A 19,124-nucleotide genomic window follows, 5' to 3' on the forward strand; every position below is an offset into this window, starting at 1 on the left:
TTTCGAGCGGCCGCTGACACCCTCGCAGTCGTCCGAAAGCCCACCGCAGGGACCGCTGAGGAGCCTTCATGTCGCCAGCAGCAGAACGCGTCGCCGTCGTCACCGGTGCCACCAGCGGGATCGGTCTCGCCGTGGCCCGCAGCCTGGCCGAGGACGGTGCCCGGGTGTTCATCTGCGCCCGCGACGGCGACCGGGTCGCGCACACCGTCAAGGAGTTGCGCGAGGCCGGTCACGACGTCGACGGCGCCGCCTGCGACGTACGCGACACCGACCGGGTACGCGCCTTCGTCCAGGAGGTCAGGGACCGGTTCGGCCCGGTCGACGCGCTGGTGAACAACGCCGGCCGCAGCGGCGGCGGCCACACCGCGCAGATCCCCGACGAACTGTGGCTCGACGTGATCGAGACCAACCTCAACAGCGTGTTCCGGATGACCCGCGAGGTGCTGACGACCGGCGGCATGCTGGAGCGCGGCGCCGGCCGGATCGTCAACATCGCCTCGACGGGCGGCAAGCAGGGCGTCGCGCTGGGAGCGCCGTACTCGGCGTCGAAGCACGGCGTGGTCGGCTTCACCAAGGCCCTGGGCCTGGAGCTGGCGAAGACGGGCATCACCGTCAACGCCGTCTGCCCGGGCTATGTCGAGACGCCGATGGCCGAACGGGTGCGCCAGGGATACGCCGGCGCCTGGAACATCACCGAGGACGAGGTGCTGGAGAGGTTCGAGGCGAAGATCCCCCTCGGCCGCTACTCCACGCCGGACGAGGTCGCCGGGCTCGTCGGCTATCTGCTCTCGTCGACGGCCGCCTCGATCACCGCCCAGGCCATGAACGTCTGCGGCGGGCTCGGCAACTACTGACAGCGGGCCCGGCCGCGCGCGGCCGCGGGCAGACAGAGGGGATCAACATGGCGCACGAGGCGCACACGACCGAACACACGATCACGGTGGCCGCCGCCCCGGAGGCCGTCTTCGGCCTGGTGGAGCGGGCGGAGGACTGGCCGCACGTCTTTCCGCCGAGTCTGCACGTGGAGTACCTGGAGCGGTCGGGCGACGAGGAACGGCTGCGGATCTGGGCCACCGCCAACGGCGAGGTCAAGTCCTGGACCTCGCGGCGCACCCTGGACCGCGAGGGGCTGCGGATCCGGTTCCGCCAGGAGGTCTCCCAGGACCCGGTCGCGGCGATGGGCGGGGAGTGGATCGTCGAGGCGCTGCCCGACGGCGGCAGCCGGGTACGGCTGCTGCACGACTTCCGGGCCGTCGACGACCTGGAGCGCAACGTCAGCTGGATCCTGGAGGCGATCGAGCGCAACAGCACGGCCGAGCTGGCCGCGCTGGAGTCCGCCGCGCTGCGCACCGGCACCGACGAGGCGCCCTACACCTTCGAGGACGAGGTGCGCATCGACGCCCCCGCCCAGGAGGTCCGGGACTTCCTGCACGACGCGGCGCTGTGGCAGGAGCGGCTGCCGCACGTCGCCCGGGTGCTGCTGAAGGAGGACACACCCGACGTCCAGCACCTGGAGATGGACACCCGCACTCCCGACGGTTCGACGCACACCACGGCCTCGGTGCGGATCTGCCTGCCGGACGGGCGGATCACGTACAAGCAGTTGCAGACACCGGCCCTGATGTCGGTGCACACCGGGGAGTGGACGGTACGGGAGACCCCGTCCGGCTGCGTGGCGGTGTCCCGGCACACCGTGGTCGTCAACGGCGCGGCCGTCAGCAAGGTCCTCGGCTCCTCCGCGACCACCGCCGACGCCCGCACCTTCATCCGGGACGCGCTCGGCGGCAACAGCACGATCACCCTGCGGCACGCCAAGGAGTACGCGGAGCAGCGGGCCCGCACCGAGCCGGTGCCGCCCGCCGAGTACGCCTCCATCCAGCAGTTCTACGCACGGCAGATGCGGCTCCTCGACGAGGGCGACGGGGATGCCTGGGCGGACACCTTCACCGAGGACGGGGCCTTCGACCAGAGCTCGTTCACCGAGCCGGTGCGCGGCCGGGCGGCGATCGCGGCGGCCGTGCGCGAACGGCCCGCGGCACCGGCCGGCACGGTGCGCCGGCACTGGCTGGGCCTGCCGGCCGCCTGGCGGTTCCCGGACGGTTCGGTGCGCACGGGCTACGACGCCCTGGTCGTCTCGACCGCTGCGGGCGCCGCTCCCGTGATCCGGCTGAGCACGTCGTGCCAGGACGTCCTCGTCGCCGACGCAGGCGGCTGGCTGGTGCGCCACCGGTACGTCGGCCACGACGGGCAGTGAAGCGCGCCGCCCCGGCACCACCACTCGCGAAAAGGGAGATCGATGAAGGTCCTGTTCACCACGTTCGCCGCGAAGTCCCATATGCATGCCCAGGTCCCGCTGGCCTGGGCCCTCCAGACCGCCGGCCACGAGGTCCGTATCGCCAGCCAGCCGGATCTGGCGGAGGACATCACCCGGACCGGACTGACCGCCGTCTGTGTCGGTGAGCCGCTGCTCCTGGAGGAGCAGATGCAGCGGGTCAACGAGGGCCTGGGCGACGACGCCGAGATCATGGAGAGCCAGGCGGAAGCCGGGATGGACATGACCGAGACCCGTCCCGAGATGCTGACCTGGGACCACGTCCTCGGTGTGTTCACCTCGATGACGGCGATGGCCTTCCAGAACTCCTGCCCGGAACGCATGATCGACGACCTGGTCGCGTTCAGCCGCGAGTGGCAGCCGGACCTGATCGTCTGGGACACGCTGTCCTTCGCGGGGCCCGTGGCCGCGCAGGTGACCGGCGCCGCCCACGCCCGGCTGCTGTTCGGGCTCGATCTGCTGGGGCGGATGCGCGAGACCTTCCTCGACCTCCAGGCGGAACGGCTGCCGGAGCAGCGGGACGATCCGCTGCGCGAGTGGCTGACCTGGACGCTCGGCCGCTACGGCGCCGAGTTCGAGGAGGAGGTGGCGGTCGGTCAGTGGACCATCGACCCGGTGCCGCCGTCGATGCGGTTCCCGGTGAGGCAGCCGTTCGTCCCGCTGCGCTACATCCCCTACAACGGGCAGGCCGTCATCCCGGACTGGCTGCACGAGCCGCCGAAGAAGCGCCGGGTCTGTCTGACGCTGGGTGTGGCCCACCGTGAGGTGCTGGACGGCGACCGTGCCTCGATCGGCGAGCTGGTCGGGGCACTGGCGGAGCTCGACGTCGAGGTGGTCGCCACCCTCAACGAGAAGCAGCTCGCCGGTCTCGATCTGCCGGACAACGTCCGGGCCGTCGACTTCGTGCCGCTCAACGCGCTGCTGCCGACCTGCTCCGCGGTCATCCACCACGGCGGCTCCGGCACCTTCCAGACCGCGCTGGCGCACGGCGTCCCGCAGCTGATCGTGCCCGACATGGTCTGGGACACCATCCACAAGGCGAAGCAGCTGGAGAAGTTCGGCGCGGGGCTGTACCTGCATGACGTCGACCACTACACCGCCCAGGACCTGCGCGACCACGTGCTGCGTCTGCTGGACGAGCCGTCGTTCGCGCAGAACTGTGCGCGGATCCGCCGGGAGATGGTGGGGACGCCGAGCCCCAACGACATCGTTCCGCTGCTGGAGAAGCTCGTCGTGGAACACCGCGCGGCCCGCGACTCCCGCAGCACTGTTGGAGGGGAGCGGTAGATGACCTCCGCCGTGAAGTTCCGCGAACTCGCCGTCCGTGGCGCGTACGCCTTCACCCCGCCCGTCTTCGAGGACGACCGCGGCCTGTTCACCTCGCCCTACCAGGAGCCGGCGTTCGTGGAGGCCCTGGGGCATCCGCTCTTCCCCGTCGCGCAGTCCAACCACAGCAAGTCGCGGCGCGGCACCGTACGGGGCATCCACTACACCGTCACCCCGCCGGGCGTGGCCAAGTACGTGTACTGCGCCCGGGGCCGCGCCATCGACATCGTGGTGGACATCCGGGTCGGCTCGCCCACCTTCGGCTGCTGGGACTCGTCCGTGCTCGATCCGGAGAGTTTCACCGCCATGTACTTCCCGGTCGGTGTCGGGCACGCCTTCATCGCCCTGGAGGACGACACGGTGATGTCGTACATGCTCTCCGGGAGTTACGAGGCGCAGCACGAGATGTCCCTCTCCCCGCTCGACCCCGCGCTCGGTCTGCCGATCCCCCAGGACGTGGAGCCCCTGCTGTCCGCACGGGACACGGCCGCGCCCCTGCTCGCACAGGTGCGGGCGGAGGGCGGTCTGCCGGAGTACGACAAGTGCCGTCGGATCGAGGCCGCATTGTGGCGGCCCTGAGCGGTGGCCGGCCGACGGCCGGGGGGTCCCGGATCGCGGTGCTCGGGGCCAGTGGCTGCGTCGGCCGCTGTGTGAGCGCCGCGCTGGCGCGCGAGGGGCACGAGGTGCTCGCCGTCGCCCGGCGCGGCGGGCCCGCGGTGGCGGACCACGTCTTCGCCGGCCTGGACGTGGCGGCGGTCCCGTCCGCCGAGCTCGCGGAGCTGTTCACCCGAAACCGGGTGCACACGGTGGTCAACGTGACCGGCGGCTGGGGCACGACCGAGGAAGAGATGCGGTACGCCCACATCACCCTGGTCGACCGGCTGTTGACGGCCCTGACGCTGATGGAGGAGCGGCCGCGGCTGGTCCATGTGGGCTCCATCCACGAGTACGGTCCGGTGCCCGAGCCCCTCTCCATCGGCGAGGACCTGGAGCCCCGGCCGACCACGATGTACGCCAGGACCAAGCTGGCCGGCTCCGAGCTGGTCCTCGACAGCACCCGGGCCGGCCGGGTGGAGGGGCTGGTGCTGCGCGCGGTGAACGTGTGCGGGCCCCGCACCACCCGGGCCAGTTTCCTCGGGGCGGTCGTCGACAGACTGCGGGCCGCGGACCCGAGCGACCCGGTGACACTGCGGGTCGCGGACGCGCGGCGGGACTTCATCGATGTGCGCGACCTCGCCGAGGCAGTGGTCCTCGCCGTGGCGTCTCCGGCCACCGGACAGGTCGTCAACATCGGCCGCGGCGAGGCCTCCGCCATGCGTGAGCTGGTGGATCTGCTGGTCACCGCCTCGGGGCTGCCGCCGCAGGCACTGCGGATCGAGGACGGGCCGATCGCCAGCAAGGGCGGCGGCTGGACCTTGGCGGACATCCGGCTGGCGGGCGAACTGCTCGGCTGGAAGCCGCGGATCCCGCTCGCCGAGGCGATGCGGGCGACGTGGCAGACCCCCGCCGACTGAACCACCCCGGACGACCGGACGACCGCGTTCAACCCCCTCCGAGACGAGGAGTCCAGATGGCCGATGTGACGGCCCGTATCGCCAGGTCGGCCGCGGCTGTGGAGAGCCCGCTGACCGATCTCGCCGGATTCGACGACTGGTTCGCCGAGTATGGGGAGCAGATCTACACGACGGCCGAGCGGATACCGCTCGCGGCCCTCGACCAGTGGTACCAGACACCGGTGACCGGTGATCTGTGGCATCGCAGCGGCAAGTTCTTCACGGTCCACGGTCTGCGGGTGCACGATCCGGGCAACGCGGTGCCGTGGTGGGACCAGCCCATCATCGACCAGCCCGAGGTCGGCATCCTGGGCATCCTGATCAAGGAGTTCGACGGGGTTCCGCACTTCCTGATGCAGGCCAAGGCGGAACCCGGCAACCCCGGCGGGTTGCAGCTCTCCCCCACCGTGCAGGCGACCCGCAGCAACTACACCGGCGTCCACAAGGGCAAGCCCGTGCCGTATCTGGACTACTTCCGGGACACGTCACGGCACCGGGTGGTCGCGGACGTCCGGCAGTCGGAGCAGGGCTCGTGGTTCTACCGCAAGCGCAACCGCAACATGGTGGTGGAGACGACGACCGAGGTGGAGGTCCTCGAGGGCTTCCGCTGGTTCACGCTGGGGCAGTTGTACCGGCTGCTGTCGCGTGACGACATCATCAACATGGACGCGCGGACCGTGCTGGCGTGTCTGCCGCACACCTCCCGGGCGGACGGCTCGCTGCACCGGATGACCGACGTGCTCAGCTGGATCGCCGGCGCCCGCTCGCTGGCGAGCGTGCACACCGAGCGGGTCGCCCTCAACGCGCTGGACGATTGGCAGCACAGCGAGATGGGCTACTCGCACGAGAGCGGCGGCTTCTTCGACGTCATCGGGGTGTCCGTGACGGCCGCGGGGCGCGAGGTCGGCAGCTGGCGCCAGCCGATGATCGAGCCGCGCGGCACGGGCGTCATCGCCTTCCTGTACCGGGAGTTCGACGGGGTGCCGCATGTGCTGCTGCACGCCCGTACCGAGCCCGGCTACGCGGATGTCGTGGAGCTGGCGCCGACCGTGCAGTGCGTCCCGGAGAGTTACAGCTGGCTGCCGCCCACCGCCCGGCCCCGTCATCTCGACGAGGTGCTGGCCGCCGGGCCCGACCGCATCCGTTTCGAGGCCGTGCTCTCCGAGGAGGGCGGCCGCTTCTTCCATGCCCGCAACCGCTATCTGATCGTGGACAGCGACGTCCCCGAGGACCCCGGTCACCCCGACTACCGCTGGCTGACCATGGACCAGCTGACGCAACTGCTCCGGCACAGCCACTACCTCAATGTGCAGGCGCGGAGCCTGGTGGCGTGTCTGCGCGGTGTGGAGGCGTCCCGCTCAGTCGGCTGACCGCCGGCGCGGCACGCGCGTACGACAAGGCCCGGCGGGATCCTTCCGCCGGGCCTTCGGTGTGCGGTGTGTGCCGGGCCGTGGCCGCCGCACGGGCTCAGAGGCCGGCCAGCACGTCGCGCACGGCGCTGATCACCTTGTCCTGGACGTCCGGCGCGAGCGTCGGGTACATGGGCAGGGAGAAGATCTGACCCGCGAGTTCCTCGGTGACGGGCAGCGAGCCCGTGGGCCAGCCGAGGTGGGCGAACCCGGACATCGTGTGCACCGGCCAGGGATAGCTGATGTTGAGCTCGATGTCGTACGTCTTGAGCGCCTTGATGATGTCGTCGCGCCGGGGGTGGCGCACCGTGTAGACGTAGTACACGTGCTCGTTGCCGGGGACGGTGTGCGGCAGCACCAGGTCGGTGTCGCCGAGCCCCTCCTCGTAGCGGCGGGCGACGGCCTGCCGCCCCTGGACGTAGGAGTCGAGCCGGCGCAGCTTGCGCCGCAGGATCTCGGCCTGCACCTCGTCGAGCCGGGCGTTGTGGCCCGGGGTGCCGACGACGTAGTAGCGCTCCTCCATGCCGTAGTACCGCAGCCGGCGCAGCGCGCGGTGGGCGTCCTCCCGGGAGGTCAGCACGGCGCCGCCGTCGCCGTACGCGCCGAGCACCTTCGTCGGGTAGAAGGAGAAGGCGGACGCGTCGCCCGTGGTTCCGGCGAGCCGGCCGTCGCGGCGGGCGCCGTGGGCCTGTGCGCAGTCCTCGACGAGCAGCAGGTCGTGCTCGGCGGCGAGCCGCTCCAGCGGTGCCAGGTCGACGCACTGCCCGTAGAGGTGGACCGGCAGCAGACACCGGGTCCGCGGGGTGAGCACGGACGCCACCTGCTCGGTGTCCATGAGGTAGCTGTCCGGGTGGACGTCGACGAACACCGGGGTGGCGCCCACCGAGTCGATCGCGACCACGGTGGGGGCCGCGGTGTTGGACACGGTGACGACCTCGTCCCCGGGGCCGACGCCGAGCGCCTGGAGGGCCAGCTTGATCGCGTTGGTGCCGTTGTCGACTCCGACGCAGTGCCCCACGCCGTGATATCCGGCGAACTCCTGCTCGAAGCCGCGCACACTGTCACCGAGGACGAGCTGACCCGAGCTGAAGACCGTCTCCACGGCGTCCAGAATATCGGCGCGTTCGTTCTCGTATTCTCGCCGGTAGTCCCATACGAGAGTCGTCATCAAACCCTTTCCCTCCCATTTGCTGATGCCGTGCCGCAGGGCGTCACCATCCCCTCGCAGCACATCACATACCCGGGTCGATCCACAACCTTGATTTTCCTCTATTCCCACTCGAATTTCCCTGGACCAGAGACTCTTCTCCTTGCTGTCGAGCGAATCCGGTCGTTAGCATGAACAGAAATCGAGGACAGGGGCATACCCATGAAGGGGATTATTCTCGCCGGCGGTTCGGGAACGAGGCTCCATCCAATAACCGTCTCCGTTTCGAAGCAGCTTCTCCCGGTCGGCGACAAACCGATGATCTACTATCCGCTTTCGGTGCTGATGCTCGCGGACATCAGGGAGATCCTGCTCATCTGCACCGAGCGCGACCTGGACCAGTTCCGCAGGCTCCTGGGCGACGGCTCCCAGCTCGGCGTGCGGATCGACTACGCGGTGCAGAACCGGCCGGCCGGGCTGGCCGAGGCCTTCATCATCGGCGCCGACCACGTGGGCGACGACGACGTGGCCCTGGTCCTGGGGGACAACATCTTCCACGGCTACCACTTCTACGACCTGCTCCAGAGCAACGTCCGGGACGTACAGGGCTGTGTCCTGTTCGGTTATCCCGTGGAGGATCCGGAGCGCTACGGGGTGGGCGAGACCGACGCGTCCGGACGCCTCGTCTCCCTGGAGGAGAAGCCGATCCGGCCGCGCTCCGACCTCGCCATCACCGGGCTCTACCTGTACGACAACGAAGTGGTGGACATCGCCAAGAACCTCCGCCCCTCGGCGCGCGGAGAACTGGAGATCACCGACGTCAACCGGGATTACCTGGCCCGCGGCCGAGCCCGTCTGGTCGACCTCGGCCGCGGTTTCGCCTGGCTGGACGCAGGAACTCCGGAATCCCTGCTCCAGGCCACCCAGTATGTGCGGACCCTCGAAGAGCGACAGGGCGTGCGCATCGCCTGCGTCGAGGAGATCGCACTGCGCATGGGATTCATCGACGCGGAAAGCTGCCACCGACTCGGCGAGAAAATGTCGCAGTCGGGCTATGGCCAGTATGTGATGTCGGTGGCCCGCGAAATGTCGTCCTGACGGTCCGCTCGCTCAGCCGGATTCGCGTACACCGACGAAAAGGCCACGACCGGTGGGGCCGTCCTCCAGGAATTCCACGGAGCAGCCCGCGTCGGTGAACGCGGAGACGTACTCCTCCTTGGTGAACAGGGTCAGTACGTCGATCTCGGTGAACTGCTGGATACCGGCGGCGTCCCCCACGGTGAAGCGGACCTCCATGCGGGTGGCCCGGCCCTTGCGGGTGGTGTGCGAGATCCGCGCGATGGTGCGGTGCTCCTCACGGGCCAGGTCACCCGCGACATAGCCCTCGATGAAGTTCTCGGGGAACCACCAGGGTTCGACGACCAGGACGCCGCCGGGCTCCAGATGGCCGGCCATCGACCTGATGGCGGCCCGCATGTCGGCCACCGTCTCCAGATAGCCGATGGCGCAGAACATGCACGTCACCGCCGCGTAGGTGCGGTCGAGGGAGAAGTCGCGCATATCGCCGGCGTGCACCGTGACGCCGGGCAGCCGCTGCTCGGCGAGGCGGCGCATCGGCTCCGCGATCTCCAGCCCCTCGGCGACCTCGAACCGCGTGCTGAACACGCTGAGATGGGCGCCCGTGCCGCAGGCGACGTCGAGCAGGGAGTCGGCTCCCGGGCGGCGTTCGGCGATCAGCCGGGAGACGTCCGCCGCCTCCTCCCCCCAGTCCTTGCCCCGGCTGCGGTAGATGGCCTCGTACACGTCCGCGAGTTCCCGGCCGTACATGTGTGTCTCCTCCGTTGGTCGCCCTGGTGGGCGCGTCGTCCGCTGGGCCGCCGTGCGCTCCTCACTCGTCGAGCAGCGCCACCGCCCTCGTCCAGCCGGCGCCCGCGCCGGCGATCCGCACCGGGAAGCACGCGACCCGGAACCCGTGCGCGGCGGGCAACCGGTCGAGCCCGGCGAGCCGTTCGATCTGGCAGTACTCCCGGTCCCGCCCGATCATGTGGGCGGGCCACAGCACCGAGCGGTCACCGGTCTCCCGGTAGCGGGTGATGATGTCGCCGAACGGCGCGTCCAGGCTGAACGCGTCCGTGCCGATCACCCGGACTCCCTGGTCCAGCAGCAGATGCACGGCCGATCCGTCGAGCCCGGTGAAGTCCGTGAAGTACTTCTGCGTCCCCGACCACGCGTCGGCCCCGGTCCTGAGCAGCACGATGTCCATCGGCGAGAGGGTGTGGCCGATCCGGTCCAGCTCCCGCCGCACCACATCGGCACCGACCGCGCCCGTGCCCTGGTCACTCAGGTCGAGCACCACCGCGGGCCGGAAGAACCAGTCGAGCGGCATCTCGTCGATGTGCCGCGGCGGACCGTCCCGGTAGGAGGCGCGGGTGCCGTAGTGCGAGGGCGCGTCGACATGCGTCCCGGTGTGGGTCGTCAGCTGGAGCCGGTCGAGGGAGAGGAACTCGCCCTCCGGCAGCTCCGCCGGGTCGAAGTCGATCCCGAAGTGGTCGCGCATCTCCTCGCTCATGTGCGCGGCGGCCTCCTTCGGGCCGAGGACGTCGTGCACCACGGGATCGGGTTCGAACCCCGCCGCGTCCACGGGTGAGGACAGGTCGATGATGCGCACACGAGCCTCCCGGCGATGGATTCCAGCAAGTCAGCCCATGCTCACCAGCGCGGCTAGAGAAGCGTTGGAGCCTGACTGAACGGCCGCCCGTGCGCTCGCCCACCCCGCGCTCGACCGATCCTTAAGGGGCCGCTGCCACCGTCGTGACCTCACCGGGAGCTCGGGAACGCACCCGCCCCGGCACGCGGGAACAGCGGAAGGGACACGGCATGGCAGCACAGGCCCCGACGGCCCCGGCAGACGTCTACGCCGAGGTACAGCACTTCTACGCACGGCAGATGAGGCACCTGGACTCGGGCGAGGCCGAGATCTGGGCGGGCACCTTCACCGAGGACGGCTCCTTCCAGCCGCCCTCGCTCCCGGAGCCGGTACGCGGCCGGCCGGCCCTCACCGAGGGCGCCCGGCAGGCCGCCGCGGCTCTCGCGGCCGCCGGCGAGACGCACCGCCACTGGGTCGGCATGCTCACCGTCACCCCCGCGGACGACGGCTCGCTGACCGCCGAGAGCCAGGTCTCCATCATCGCCGTTCCGCAGGGCGGCCCCGCCCGGCTGCACCTGGTGTGCACCTGCCGGGACCACCTCGTGCGCGAGGCCGGCGAACTCCTGGTCAGGGAAAGGGTGGTGACCCGTGACGACCGGCCGTAGCGGGAGTCGACCGCGAATCGACCGGCCCGGCCTACGGTCCCGGGCATGAGCGCGACACAGGACTCGACAGCGCCCCGGGGCGTGATCGTCACCGGCGGCGGGACCGGGATCGGGCGGGCCACGGCCCGCGCCTTCGCCGACCGCGGCGACCGGGTACTCGTCGTGGGCCGTACGCCCGCGACCCTGGCCGGGACCGCCGAGGGATACCCCGGCATCAGCGTCCTCGCCGCCGACCTCACCGACCCGGACACCCCGCGGGCCGTCACCGACGCGGCGCTGGACGCGTTCGGCCGGATCGACGTGCTGGTCAACAACGCGGCCACCGGCGGGTTCGCCTCCCTCGCGGAGACCAAGCGGGAAACCGCCCAGGACCAGCTCGACAGCAACCTGCTGGCCCCGCTGCTGCTCACCCGGCACACCCTGGACGCCCTCGCGGCCGACGGCGGCGGAACCGTGCTGAACATCGGCTCGGCCGGCGCGCTGGGCCGCCGGGCATGGCCGGAGAACGGGGTGTACGGCGCCGCCAAGGCCGGGCTGGACTTCCTCACCCGGACCTGGGCCGTGGAACTGGCGCCCCGCGGCATCCGTGTCCTCGGCCTGGCGCCGGGCGTGATCGACACCGGTATCGGTGAGCGGTCCGGCATGTCGCAGGAGGCCTACGCGGGCTTCCTCCAGCAGATCGCCACGCGCGTCCCGGCCGGCCGCGTCGGCCGCCCCGAGGACATCGCCTGGTGGGCCGTCCAGCTCACCGACCCGCGCGCCGCCTACGCGACCGGAGTGGTGCTCGCGGTCGACGGCGGTCTGTCCCTCACCTGAACCACGCCCCGAAGGAGACTGCCGTGACACACACGGAGACCGACGAGACGACCACCGCCGAGACCCCCGTGGCGACCGAGGAGGCCCAGCAGACCGACAGCGAGCTCGGCCGTCACCTGCTGACCGCCCGCGGCTTCCACTGGATCTACGGCACCAGTGGCGATCCGTACGCCCTGACCCTGCGCGCGGAGAGCGACGACCCGGTGGTGCTGGCCCGCCGCATCCGGGAATCGGAGACACCGCTGTGGCAGAGCGGCGCCGGAGCCTGGGTCACCGGCCGGCACGGGTTGGCCGCCGAGGTGCTGGCCGATCCGCGGCTGAGCCTGCGCCACGCCGATCTGCCGGGCCTCCAGCGGCACGTGTTCTCCGACGCCTGGAGCAATCCGCTGCTGTGCCACATCATCCCGCTGGACCGGGCCTTCCTGCACGCGTCGGGCGCCGACCACGCGCGCTGGGCGAAGTCGGCGGCCCCCGCGCTGGGCGAGGCCGCGGCGGAGGGCCACCGCAAGAGCGCCGAGCGCACGCACCAGGAGACCGCCGACGGACTCGGTGCCTCCTTCGACCTGATGGCGGACTATTCCCGCCCGGTGGCCACCGAGGCCGCCGCGACGCTGCTCGGTGTCCCGGACGCGCAGCGCGAACGGTTCGCCCGCACGTGTCTGGCGCTGGGGGTCGCGCTCGACGCGGCGCTCTGCCCGCAGCCGCTGGTGGTCACCCGCCGGCTCATCGAGGCGATCGAGGACATACGCGCCCTCGTGGGCGACCTCGTCGCGGCGCGGCAGGCCGACCCGGGTGACGATCTGCTCAGCACGGTGTTGCGCGGCGGCTCTGCCGACGAGGACGCGCTCGCGGTCGGTGTGCTGACCGCCGTGGTGGGCGTCGAACTCACCGCCGGGCTCATCAACAACGCCCTGGAAGCGCTGCTCGCCCATCCCAGGCAGTGGGCGCTGCTCGGCGACAGCCCCGAACTGGCCGCCGGAGCCGTGGAGGAGACGCTGCGTCACGCGCCGCCGGTGCGGCTGGAGAGCCGGATCGCCGCCGAGGACCTCACGCTCGCCGGTCAGGACATCCCCGCCGGCGCCCAGGTCGTCGTCCACGTCGGCGCGGCCAACCGGGACCCCGAGGTGTTCCTGGCCCCGGACCACTTCGACCTCACCCGGCCCACGGGCACGGGGCAGTTGGCGCTGTCCGGCCCGCACACCTCCCTGTTCGGGGCGTTCGCCCGGCTCCAGGCGGAGACCGCCGTACGCACCCTGCGGGAGCGCCACCCCCGGCTCGCGCCGGCCGACGGCGTCCAGCGGCGGATGCGCTCCCCCGTCCTGGGCGGGGTGCTGCGGTTCTCCCTGACCAGCTCCGCGTGACGGTACGCCTCGTCCGGCGTACCGCGGCCGGGGTTTTCACAGAGCCAGAGAGAAAGGACCGCCCATGCGGGTTCTGCTGACGTCCTTCGCCTTGGACGCGCACTTCAACGGGTCCGTACCGCTCGCCTGGGCGCTGCGGGCCGCCGGACACGAGGTACGGGTGGCGAGCCAGCCCTCGCTGACGGGAAGCATCACGGCGGCCGGGCTGACCGCCGTCCCCGTGGGGGCCGACCCCGGGCTCGACGACATGGTCAAGGGGGTGGGTGACTCCGTGCTGTCCCACCACGCCGACCAGTCGCTGGACCCCGATGCCCCCGGTCAGCTCACCCCCGCCTTCCTCAAGGGCTGGGACGCGATGATGACCGCCACCTTCTTCGCCCTGGTCAACGACGATCCGATGGTCGACGAACTCGTGGCGTTCGCCCGCGAGTGGAAGCCGGACCTCGTCCTGTGGGAGCCGTTCACGTTCGCGGGCGCGGTGGCCGCGAAGGTGACGGGCGCGGCCCACGCGCGCCTGCTGTCCTTCCCGGACATGTTCATGCCGATGCGGCGGGCCTTCCTCGCGCAGCTCGGTCCCGCGGACGAGGACGCGGAGCCGGGATCGGCCCACACCGAGGACTCCCTCGGCCAGTGGCTCCAGTGGACGCTCGGCCGTTACGGCCTGCCCTTCGACGAGGAGGCCGTGACGGGACAGTGGTCGGTGGACCAGGTGCCGCGCAGCTTCCGGCCGCCGTCGGACGACCCGACCGTGGGCATGCGCTACATCCCGTACAACGGGCCGGCGCCCGCCGTCGTACCCGACTGGCTCCGCATCCCGCCGACGCGTCCCCGGGTGTGCGTCACCCTGGGGCTCACGGCCCGGACCTCCGAGTTCCCCAACGCGGTCCCGGTCGACCTGGTCCTCAAGGCGATCGAGGGGCTCGACATCGAGGTGGTGGCCACGCTCGACGCCGAGCAGCGGGCGCTGCTGACCCATGTCCCGGACAATGTGCGCCTGGTGGACCACGTACCGCTGCACGCGCTGCTGCCGACCTGCGCGGCCATCGTGCACCACGGTGGTGCCGGGACCTGGTCGACGGCGCTCGTCGAGGGGGTTCCGCAGATCGCCATGGGATGGATCTGGGACGCGATCGAGCGGGCGCGCCGCCAGCAGGAGCTGGGCGCCGGTCTCCATCTCCCCTCCCACGACGTGACGGTGGAAGGGCTGCGGAGCAGGCTCGTGCGGCTCCTCGAGGAGCCCTCGTTCACCTCGGCCGCCGCCCGGCTGCGGACCGAGGCGGAGTCCGAACCGACTCCGGCGGAGGTCGTCCCCGTACTGGAGCGGCTGACCGCCCAGCACCGCGCCCACGGGCGTCGACGTCTCGGAGGTGTGTCCGCGCCATGCGTGTCCTGATCACCGGCGGTGCCGGCTTCATCGGATCCCACTATGTGCGCTCCCTGCTGGCCGGCGACCTGCCCGGACCGCCTCCGGACCGGGTCACGGTCGTCGACCTGCTCACGTACGCGGGGAGCACCGACAACCTGCCGATGACGGACCCCCGGCTGGACTTCCGGCATCTCGACATCCGTGACCTCGACGCGCTCCTGGAGGTGTTCCCCGGTCACGACGCGGTGGTGCACTTCGCGGCCGAGAGCCATGTCGACCGTTCCCTGACCGGGGCCGCGGAGTTCGTACGCACCAATGTGCTCGGCACCCAGACGCTGCTGGAGGCGAGCCTGCGCTGCGGGGTCGGCACCTTCGTGCACATCTCGACCGACGAGGTCTACGGATCCATCGCCGAGGGCTCCTGGACGGAGGAGGAGCCGCTGCTGCCCAACTCGCCCTACGCGGCGTCGAAGGCGGGCAGCGACCTCGTGGCCCGGTCCTACTGGCGCACGCACGGGCTCGACGTACGCATCACCCGGTGTGCCAACAACTACGGCCCGCGCCAGCATCCGGAGAAGCTCATCCCGCTGTTCGTGACCGAACTGCTGGCCGGACGGACGGTGCCGCTGTACGGGGACGGCAACAACATCCGGGAGTGGCTGCACGTGGACGACCATTGCCGTGCCGTCCACGCGGTGCTGACCGGTGGCCGGGCCGGCGAGATCTACAACATCGGCGGCGGTACGCATCTGACGAACCGTGAGATGACGGCCATGCTGCTGGAGCTGTGCGGCGCGGACTGGTCTCGGGTGCGGCAGGTGCCCGACCGCAAGGGCCACGACCTGCGGTACGCGGTGGACGACTCGAAGATCCGTACCGAACTCGGCTACCGGCCGCGGCGGTCGCTGGACGACGGACTGCGCGAGGTCGTCGACTGGTACCGCGACCGCTCGGTCCGGCGGCCGGAAGCGGCCGAACCGGTCTGAGCCTGACTGCGACCACAGCGAGAGCCGGCCCCCGACGGGACCGGCTCTCGCTGTCGGCGCCGGTGTCGTCGGGGGCCGGACGGAACGGCGCGCGTCGTCCGAGGGGGGCGCGCCGTCCGAGGGGGGCCGTGGCATGCGAGGCTCCGCCGCGTGGCCCGGCCCGCCCCGGCCTGCCCGCGTCCGGCGGAGTCTCAGCAGCCGACGACCCGCGCGGCCTTGCGTACCTGCTCGACCAGGAGCGCCTGCCGCAGCAGCCCCTCGCGCAGCTCGGCCCGCCGGGTGCCCGACAGGGCCGCCGCCGCGAACGCGTCGAGCGCGTTGCCCACTTGGTGGTCGGCGGGGAGTGTCACCTCGGTGATCCTGTCCTGCTGTTCGAGACGGACCACCGGGCGGTGCTCCCTGGGCGGTGTGAAGGCGCGCGGCACGCTGATCCTGCCCCGGCTGCCCCACAGGGCGTACACGGACCGGTAGGAGTGCTGGAAACCGAAGTCGAGCTGGGCGCTCACCCCGTTCGCCGTGGAGAGCAGCGCGCTTCCCGCGACGTCGACACCGGTGGCCTCGTCGACGCGCAGACAGGCGCCGAGGACGTCGAGTTCCCCGCCGAGGTGGAGCTGGGCCGCGCGCAGCGGGTACACGCCGACGTCCAGCAGGGCGCCGCCGCCGAGGGCCGCGTTGTGCCGAAAGGACGCCGGAGCGGGCGGCGGTACCCCGAAGGAGCTGGAGAACACTCTCAGTTCGCCGACCTCGCCGGCCATGTCCCGTACCGCCGCGTGCTGGGAGTGGTGCAGGAACATGAAGTTCTCGGTGAGCGCCAGATCCGACCGGGCCGCCATCTCCACCAGTTCGGCACTCTGCGCGTAGCTGGTGCTGAGCGGCTTCTCCACCAGGACGTGCTTTCCGGCGGTCAGCGCCCGCGCGACCCATTCGTGGTGCATGCCGGGCGGCAGCGGCACATAGACGGCGTCGATGTCGCTTCGGTCCAGCAGCGCCTGGTAGCCGGTGACCGCCGCGCATCCGAACCGGGCCGCGATCCCCTCGCTCCGCGACCGGTCCCGGCTCGCCACGGCGACCAGCCGCACCGACCGGTGCTCCACGAGCGCGGGCAGGATCCGGCGCACCGCGATATCGGCACAGCCCAGAACCCCCATGCGGAGTACCGGTCGTGGAGTGTCCTCGGGCATCTGCCACCTCACCTGTCGGATACGTCGCCGACACAAGCTAGCCAGCGCAGGTCGAAAGCCCCTGGAAGCCCGCTGGAGCAGGACCTTTCCGGGGACTCCATGGCTCCTCGACCGAGCGGCGCCAGCATGGTCCCGAGGCATTCCTTACAGGAGGGACGGCTATGACGTCGGACACCAAGGCCCTGGTCCTGGAGCAGGTTCGCGAGTACCACCGGCAGCAGCAGCCGGAGAACTTCGAACCTGGGGTGACACCGATCCTCTCCTCGGGGGCGGTCCTGGACGAGGAGGACCGGGTCTCTCTGGTGGAAGCGGCCCTGGATCTGCGGATCGCGGCCGGGTCGCACTCCCGGCGTTTCGAGAGCAAGTTCGCCCGCCACATCGGCGTGCGCAAGGCGCACCTGGTGAACTCCGGGTCCTCGGCGAACCTGCTGGCGCTCTCGGCGCTGACCTCGCCCCGGCTCGGTGATCAGCGGCTGCGTCCGGGCGACGAGGTGATCACGGTGGCCGGCGGTTTCCCCACGACCGTGAACCCGATCTTCCAGAACGGTCTGACGCCCGTCTTCGTGGACCTCGAACTGGGCACGTACAACACGACGGCGGAACGCGTACAGGCCGCCATCTCGGACCGCACCCGGGCCATCATGATCGCGCACACCCTGGGCAACCCCTACGAGGTGGCGGAGATCCAGCAACTGGCCACCGATCACGAGCTGTTTTTGATCGAGGACAACTGCGATGCCGTGGGCTCGACCTATCAGGGGCGCAATACGGGCACCTTCGGGGACCTGGCCACCGTCAGCTTCTATCCCGCCCACCACATCACGACGGGTGAGGGCGGTTGCGTACTGACCAAGAACCTCGAACTGGCCCGGATCGTCGAGTCGTTCCGCGACTGGGGCCGGGACTGCTGGTGCGAGCCGGGCGAGGACAACACCTGCCTCAAGCGGTTCGACTACCAGCTCGGTGACCTGCCCAAGGGCTACGACCACAAGTACATCTTCTCGCACATCGGGTACAACCTGAAGGCGACGGACCTCCAAGGGGCCCTGGCGCTCAGCCAGTTGAAGAAGCTCCCGGAGTTCGGCGCGGCCCGCCGGCGCAACTGGCAGCGGCTGCGCGACGGGCTCGCGGACGTCCCGGGCCTGCTGCTGCCCACCGCGACCCCGGGCAGTGACCCCAGCTGGTTCGGGTTCGTCATCACGGTTCTGCCCGACGCCACCTACACCCGCCGCGACCTGGTCGCCTTCCTGGAGGAGCGGCGCATCGGCACACGACGGCTGTTCGGTGGCAACCTCACCCGGCACCCGGCGTATCTCAACACCCCGCACCGGGTCGCCGGGGACCTCCGCAACAGCGACATCATCACCGAGCAGAGCTTCTGGATCGGGGTGTACCCGGGCATCACCGAGGAGATGACCGACTACATGCGGGAGTCCATCGTGGAGTTCGTCGCCAAGAACAGCTGAACCGCCACCGGGCGGCTCAGCCGATCATCCGGTCGAGCATCATGTCCTCCCCGCACCCGGGCAGGTCCAGCCAGGGCTCCGCCGCGAGCACCGCCTGCTGAAGACGCTGGAGGCGCGGGGACGGAGAAAGGCCCAGTTCCTCGGCGAGCCGGCGGCGCAGCCTCTGGTAGACGTCGAGCGCCTGCCAGGAGCGACCCGCACGGTACAGCGCCGTCATGCACTGGGCGTGCAGGCCCTCGTGCAGCGGATGGCGCCCGGTGAGCTCGATCAGCTCGGCCAGCAGCTCCGCGTGGCGCCCCAGCCTCAGTTCCGCCTCCAGGCACAGCTCCAGCACGCCGAGCCTGCTCTCCTCCAGCCGGGCCACCTCGATGCTCAGCACGGGCCCGATGCGCACATCGACCAGCGCGGACCCGCGCCACAGGGCCAGTGCCTCACGGAAGTACGCCGATGCCCGCTCCTGCCGGTCCTCGGCGGAGGCGGCGCGCCCCGCGGCGACCAGGCGCTCGTACCGCGGTACGTCGACGGCGTCCGCGGGCGCCCGCCAGCAGTAGCCGCCGTACTGGGTGACGAGGACGTCCTTGGCCGACACCTCGGCGTCGGAGCCGTAGGCGGCGGTGAGTTGACGGCGGAGCTGAAGGATGTACGTGTGCAGGGTCGCGAGCGCGCTCTGCGGCGGCTCGGCACCCCAGATCTCCTCCATCAGGGTCCCGACGGGCAGCACCCGATTGGCGTGGATGGCGAGCAGCGCGAGAATCTGGCGGGGTTTCGCGGCCGTCGGCACGATCGAGCGCCCCCGCACCTCGGCCGTCAGCGGTCCCAGCAACCATATGTCCATGTCTGTCTCCCCCATGTGGTCGAAGGAGCACCGC

General features: G+C 70.9%; 18 protein-coding genes. 13 read left to right on the forward strand and 5 right to left on the reverse strand.

The window, feature by feature from the left end; translation table 11 throughout:
• Positions 1–68 precede the first annotated feature (68 nt).
• Genes ACIQWG_RS24825 through ACIQWG_RS24850 form a run of 6 tightly spaced genes read left to right on the forward strand, consistent with a single transcriptional unit; the run spans position 69 to position 6,581 of the window.
• Positions 69–854, forward strand: a complete 786-nt coding sequence (locus ACIQWG_RS24825) for an SDR family NAD(P)-dependent oxidoreductase (protein WP_404099642.1) — start codon at positions 69–71, stop codon at positions 852–854.
• Between the two features lie 47 nt (positions 855–901).
• Positions 902–2,254 carry an SRPBCC family protein gene (locus ACIQWG_RS24830; RefSeq protein ID WP_404099644.1) on the forward strand — a complete coding sequence of 451 codons (1,353 nt, stop codon included), beginning with the start codon at positions 902–904 and terminating at the stop codon, positions 2,252–2,254.
• Between the two features lie 42 nt (positions 2,255–2,296).
• Positions 2,297–3,619, forward strand: a complete 1,323-nt coding sequence (locus ACIQWG_RS24835; protein WP_404099645.1) for an activator-dependent family glycosyltransferase — start codon at positions 2,297–2,299, stop codon at positions 3,617–3,619.
• Positions 3,620–4,237 (forward strand): dTDP-4-dehydrorhamnose 3,5-epimerase family protein, encoded by a 618-nt coding sequence (locus ACIQWG_RS24840; RefSeq protein ID WP_404099647.1) that lies wholly within the window; start codon positions 3,620–3,622, stop codon positions 4,235–4,237.
• Positions 4,201–5,172 (forward strand): NAD-dependent epimerase/dehydratase family protein, encoded by a 972-nt coding sequence (locus ACIQWG_RS24845; RefSeq protein WP_404099648.1) that lies wholly within the window; start codon positions 4,201–4,203, stop codon positions 5,170–5,172. The genes ACIQWG_RS24840 and ACIQWG_RS24845 overlap by 37 nt, the downstream gene beginning before the upstream one ends.
• 56 nt (positions 5,173–5,228) lie before the next feature.
• Entirely contained in the window at positions 5,229–6,581 is a 1,353-nt protein-coding gene (locus ACIQWG_RS24850; RefSeq protein ID WP_404099650.1) for an NDP-hexose 2,3-dehydratase family protein, read from the forward strand.
• 97 nt (positions 6,582–6,678) lie between these two features.
• On the opposite strand, the gene ACIQWG_RS24855 is transcribed toward ACIQWG_RS24850, so the two are convergent.
• Positions 6,679–7,788: a DegT/DnrJ/EryC1/StrS family aminotransferase gene (locus tag ACIQWG_RS24855; protein WP_404099652.1), complete on the reverse strand. Its 1,110-nt coding sequence runs from the start codon at positions 7,786–7,788 to the stop codon at positions 6,679–6,681.
• Positions 7,789–7,989: 201 nt separating this feature from the next.
• Between ACIQWG_RS24855 and rfbA the strand changes: the two genes are divergently transcribed.
• Entirely contained in the window at positions 7,990–8,865 is an 876-nt protein-coding gene (gene rfbA, locus ACIQWG_RS24860) for a glucose-1-phosphate thymidylyltransferase RfbA (RefSeq protein WP_404099653.1), read from the forward strand.
• Positions 8,866–8,877: 12 nt separating this feature from the next.
• Here rfbA and ACIQWG_RS24865 read toward each other — a convergent pair whose 3' ends face one another.
• Together ACIQWG_RS24865 and ACIQWG_RS24870 are read right to left on the reverse strand one after the other, a co-directional pair.
• Positions 8,878–9,594, reverse strand: a complete 717-nt coding sequence (locus ACIQWG_RS24865) for a class I SAM-dependent methyltransferase (protein ID WP_404099655.1) — start codon at positions 9,592–9,594, stop codon at positions 8,878–8,880.
• 61 nt (positions 9,595–9,655) lie between these two features.
• On the reverse strand, positions 9,656–10,435 hold the full coding sequence (locus ACIQWG_RS24870; protein WP_404099657.1) for a cyclase family protein: 780 nt from the start codon (positions 10,433–10,435) through the stop codon (positions 9,656–9,658).
• Positions 10,436–10,644: 209 nt separating this feature from the next.
• Between ACIQWG_RS24870 and ACIQWG_RS24875 the strand changes: the two genes are divergently transcribed.
• The 5 genes from ACIQWG_RS24875 to rfbB all read left to right on the forward strand — a co-directional run bounded on the left by ACIQWG_RS24875 (position 10,645) and on the right by rfbB (position 15,608).
• Complete coding sequence (locus tag ACIQWG_RS24875; protein ID WP_404099658.1) at positions 10,645–11,079, forward strand: nuclear transport factor 2 family protein; 435 nt, start codon at positions 10,645–10,647, stop codon at positions 11,077–11,079.
• A 45-nt stretch (positions 11,080–11,124) separates the two neighbouring features.
• Entirely contained in the window at positions 11,125–11,895 is a 771-nt protein-coding gene (locus tag ACIQWG_RS24880) for an SDR family NAD(P)-dependent oxidoreductase (protein WP_404099660.1), read from the forward strand.
• A gap of 23 nt (positions 11,896–11,918) precedes the next feature.
• Positions 11,919–13,256, forward strand: a complete 1,338-nt coding sequence (locus ACIQWG_RS24885) for a P450-derived glycosyltransferase activator (RefSeq protein ID WP_404099662.1) — start codon at positions 11,919–11,921, stop codon at positions 13,254–13,256.
• A 64-nt stretch (positions 13,257–13,320) separates the two neighbouring features.
• Positions 13,321–14,649 carry an activator-dependent family glycosyltransferase gene (locus tag ACIQWG_RS24890; RefSeq protein WP_404099663.1) on the forward strand — a complete coding sequence of 443 codons (1,329 nt, stop codon included), beginning with the start codon at positions 13,321–13,323 and terminating at the stop codon, positions 14,647–14,649.
• On the forward strand, positions 14,637–15,608 hold the full coding sequence (rfbB, locus tag ACIQWG_RS24895; RefSeq protein ID WP_404099665.1) for a dTDP-glucose 4,6-dehydratase: 972 nt from the start codon (positions 14,637–14,639) through the stop codon (positions 15,606–15,608). The genes ACIQWG_RS24890 and rfbB overlap by 13 nt, the downstream gene beginning before the upstream one ends.
• 191 nt (positions 15,609–15,799) lie before the next feature.
• Here the strand turns inward: rfbB and ACIQWG_RS24900 are convergent, their stop codons facing one another.
• On the reverse strand, positions 15,800–16,789 hold the full coding sequence (locus ACIQWG_RS24900; protein WP_404099667.1) for a Gfo/Idh/MocA family protein: 990 nt from the start codon (positions 16,787–16,789) through the stop codon (positions 15,800–15,802).
• 161 nt (positions 16,790–16,950) lie between these two features.
• Between ACIQWG_RS24900 and rfbH the strand changes: the two genes are divergently transcribed.
• Positions 16,951–18,255 carry a lipopolysaccharide biosynthesis protein RfbH gene (gene rfbH / locus ACIQWG_RS24905; RefSeq protein WP_404099669.1) on the forward strand — a complete coding sequence of 435 codons (1,305 nt, stop codon included), beginning with the start codon at positions 16,951–16,953 and terminating at the stop codon, positions 18,253–18,255.
• Between the two features lie 16 nt (positions 18,256–18,271).
• On the opposite strand, the gene ACIQWG_RS24910 is transcribed toward rfbH, so the two are convergent.
• Positions 18,272–19,090, reverse strand: coding sequence for a BTAD domain-containing putative transcriptional regulator (locus ACIQWG_RS24910; protein WP_404099671.1), 819 nt, complete (start codon positions 19,088–19,090; stop codon positions 18,272–18,274).
• Positions 19,091–19,124: the final 34 nt, after the last annotated feature.

It is taken from the genome of Streptomyces sp. NPDC098781, assembly GCF_044759995.1.
Taxonomy (GTDB): Bacteria; Actinomycetota; Actinomycetes; order Streptomycetales; family Streptomycetaceae; genus Streptomyces.

Excerpts from the sequence above, each read along its gene's own strand:
- ACIQWG_RS24910 (WP_404099671.1), bottom strand. The coding sequence starts at position 19,090 with ATGGACATATGGTTGCTGGGACCGCTGACGGCCGAGGTGCGGGGGCGC.
- ACIQWG_RS24830 (WP_404099644.1), top strand. The coding sequence starts at position 902 with ATGGCGCACGAGGCGCACACGACCGAACACACGATCACGGTGGCCGCC.
- ACIQWG_RS24840 (WP_404099647.1), top strand. The coding sequence starts at position 3,620 with ATGACCTCCGCCGTGAAGTTCCGCGAACTCGCCGTCCGTGGCGCGTAC.
- ACIQWG_RS24835 (WP_404099645.1), top strand. The coding sequence starts at position 2,297 with ATGAAGGTCCTGTTCACCACGTTCGCCGCGAAGTCCCATATGCATGCC.
- ACIQWG_RS24880 (WP_404099660.1), top strand. The coding sequence starts at position 11,125 with ATGAGCGCGACACAGGACTCGACAGCGCCCCGGGGCGTGATCGTCACC.
- ACIQWG_RS24855 (WP_404099652.1), bottom strand. The coding sequence starts at position 7,788 with ATGACGACTCTCGTATGGGACTACCGGCGAGAATACGAGAACGAACGC.
- ACIQWG_RS24865 (WP_404099655.1), bottom strand. The coding sequence starts at position 9,594 with ATGTACGGCCGGGAACTCGCGGACGTGTACGAGGCCATCTACCGCAGC.
- ACIQWG_RS24825 (WP_404099642.1), top strand. The coding sequence starts at position 69 with ATGTCGCCAGCAGCAGAACGCGTCGCCGTCGTCACCGGTGCCACCAGC.
- ACIQWG_RS24875 (WP_404099658.1), top strand. The coding sequence starts at position 10,645 with ATGGCAGCACAGGCCCCGACGGCCCCGGCAGACGTCTACGCCGAGGTA.
- ACIQWG_RS24850 (WP_404099650.1), top strand. The coding sequence starts at position 5,229 with ATGGCCGATGTGACGGCCCGTATCGCCAGGTCGGCCGCGGCTGTGGAG.
- rfbA (WP_404099653.1), top strand. The coding sequence starts at position 7,990 with ATGAAGGGGATTATTCTCGCCGGCGGTTCGGGAACGAGGCTCCATCCA.
- ACIQWG_RS24890 (WP_404099663.1), top strand. The coding sequence starts at position 13,321 with ATGCGGGTTCTGCTGACGTCCTTCGCCTTGGACGCGCACTTCAACGGG.
- rfbH (WP_404099669.1), top strand. The coding sequence starts at position 16,951 with ATGACGTCGGACACCAAGGCCCTGGTCCTGGAGCAGGTTCGCGAGTAC.
- ACIQWG_RS24900 (WP_404099667.1), bottom strand. The coding sequence starts at position 16,789 with ATGCCCGAGGACACTCCACGACCGGTACTCCGCATGGGGGTTCTGGGC.
- rfbB (WP_404099665.1), top strand. The coding sequence starts at position 14,637 with ATGCGTGTCCTGATCACCGGCGGTGCCGGCTTCATCGGATCCCACTAT.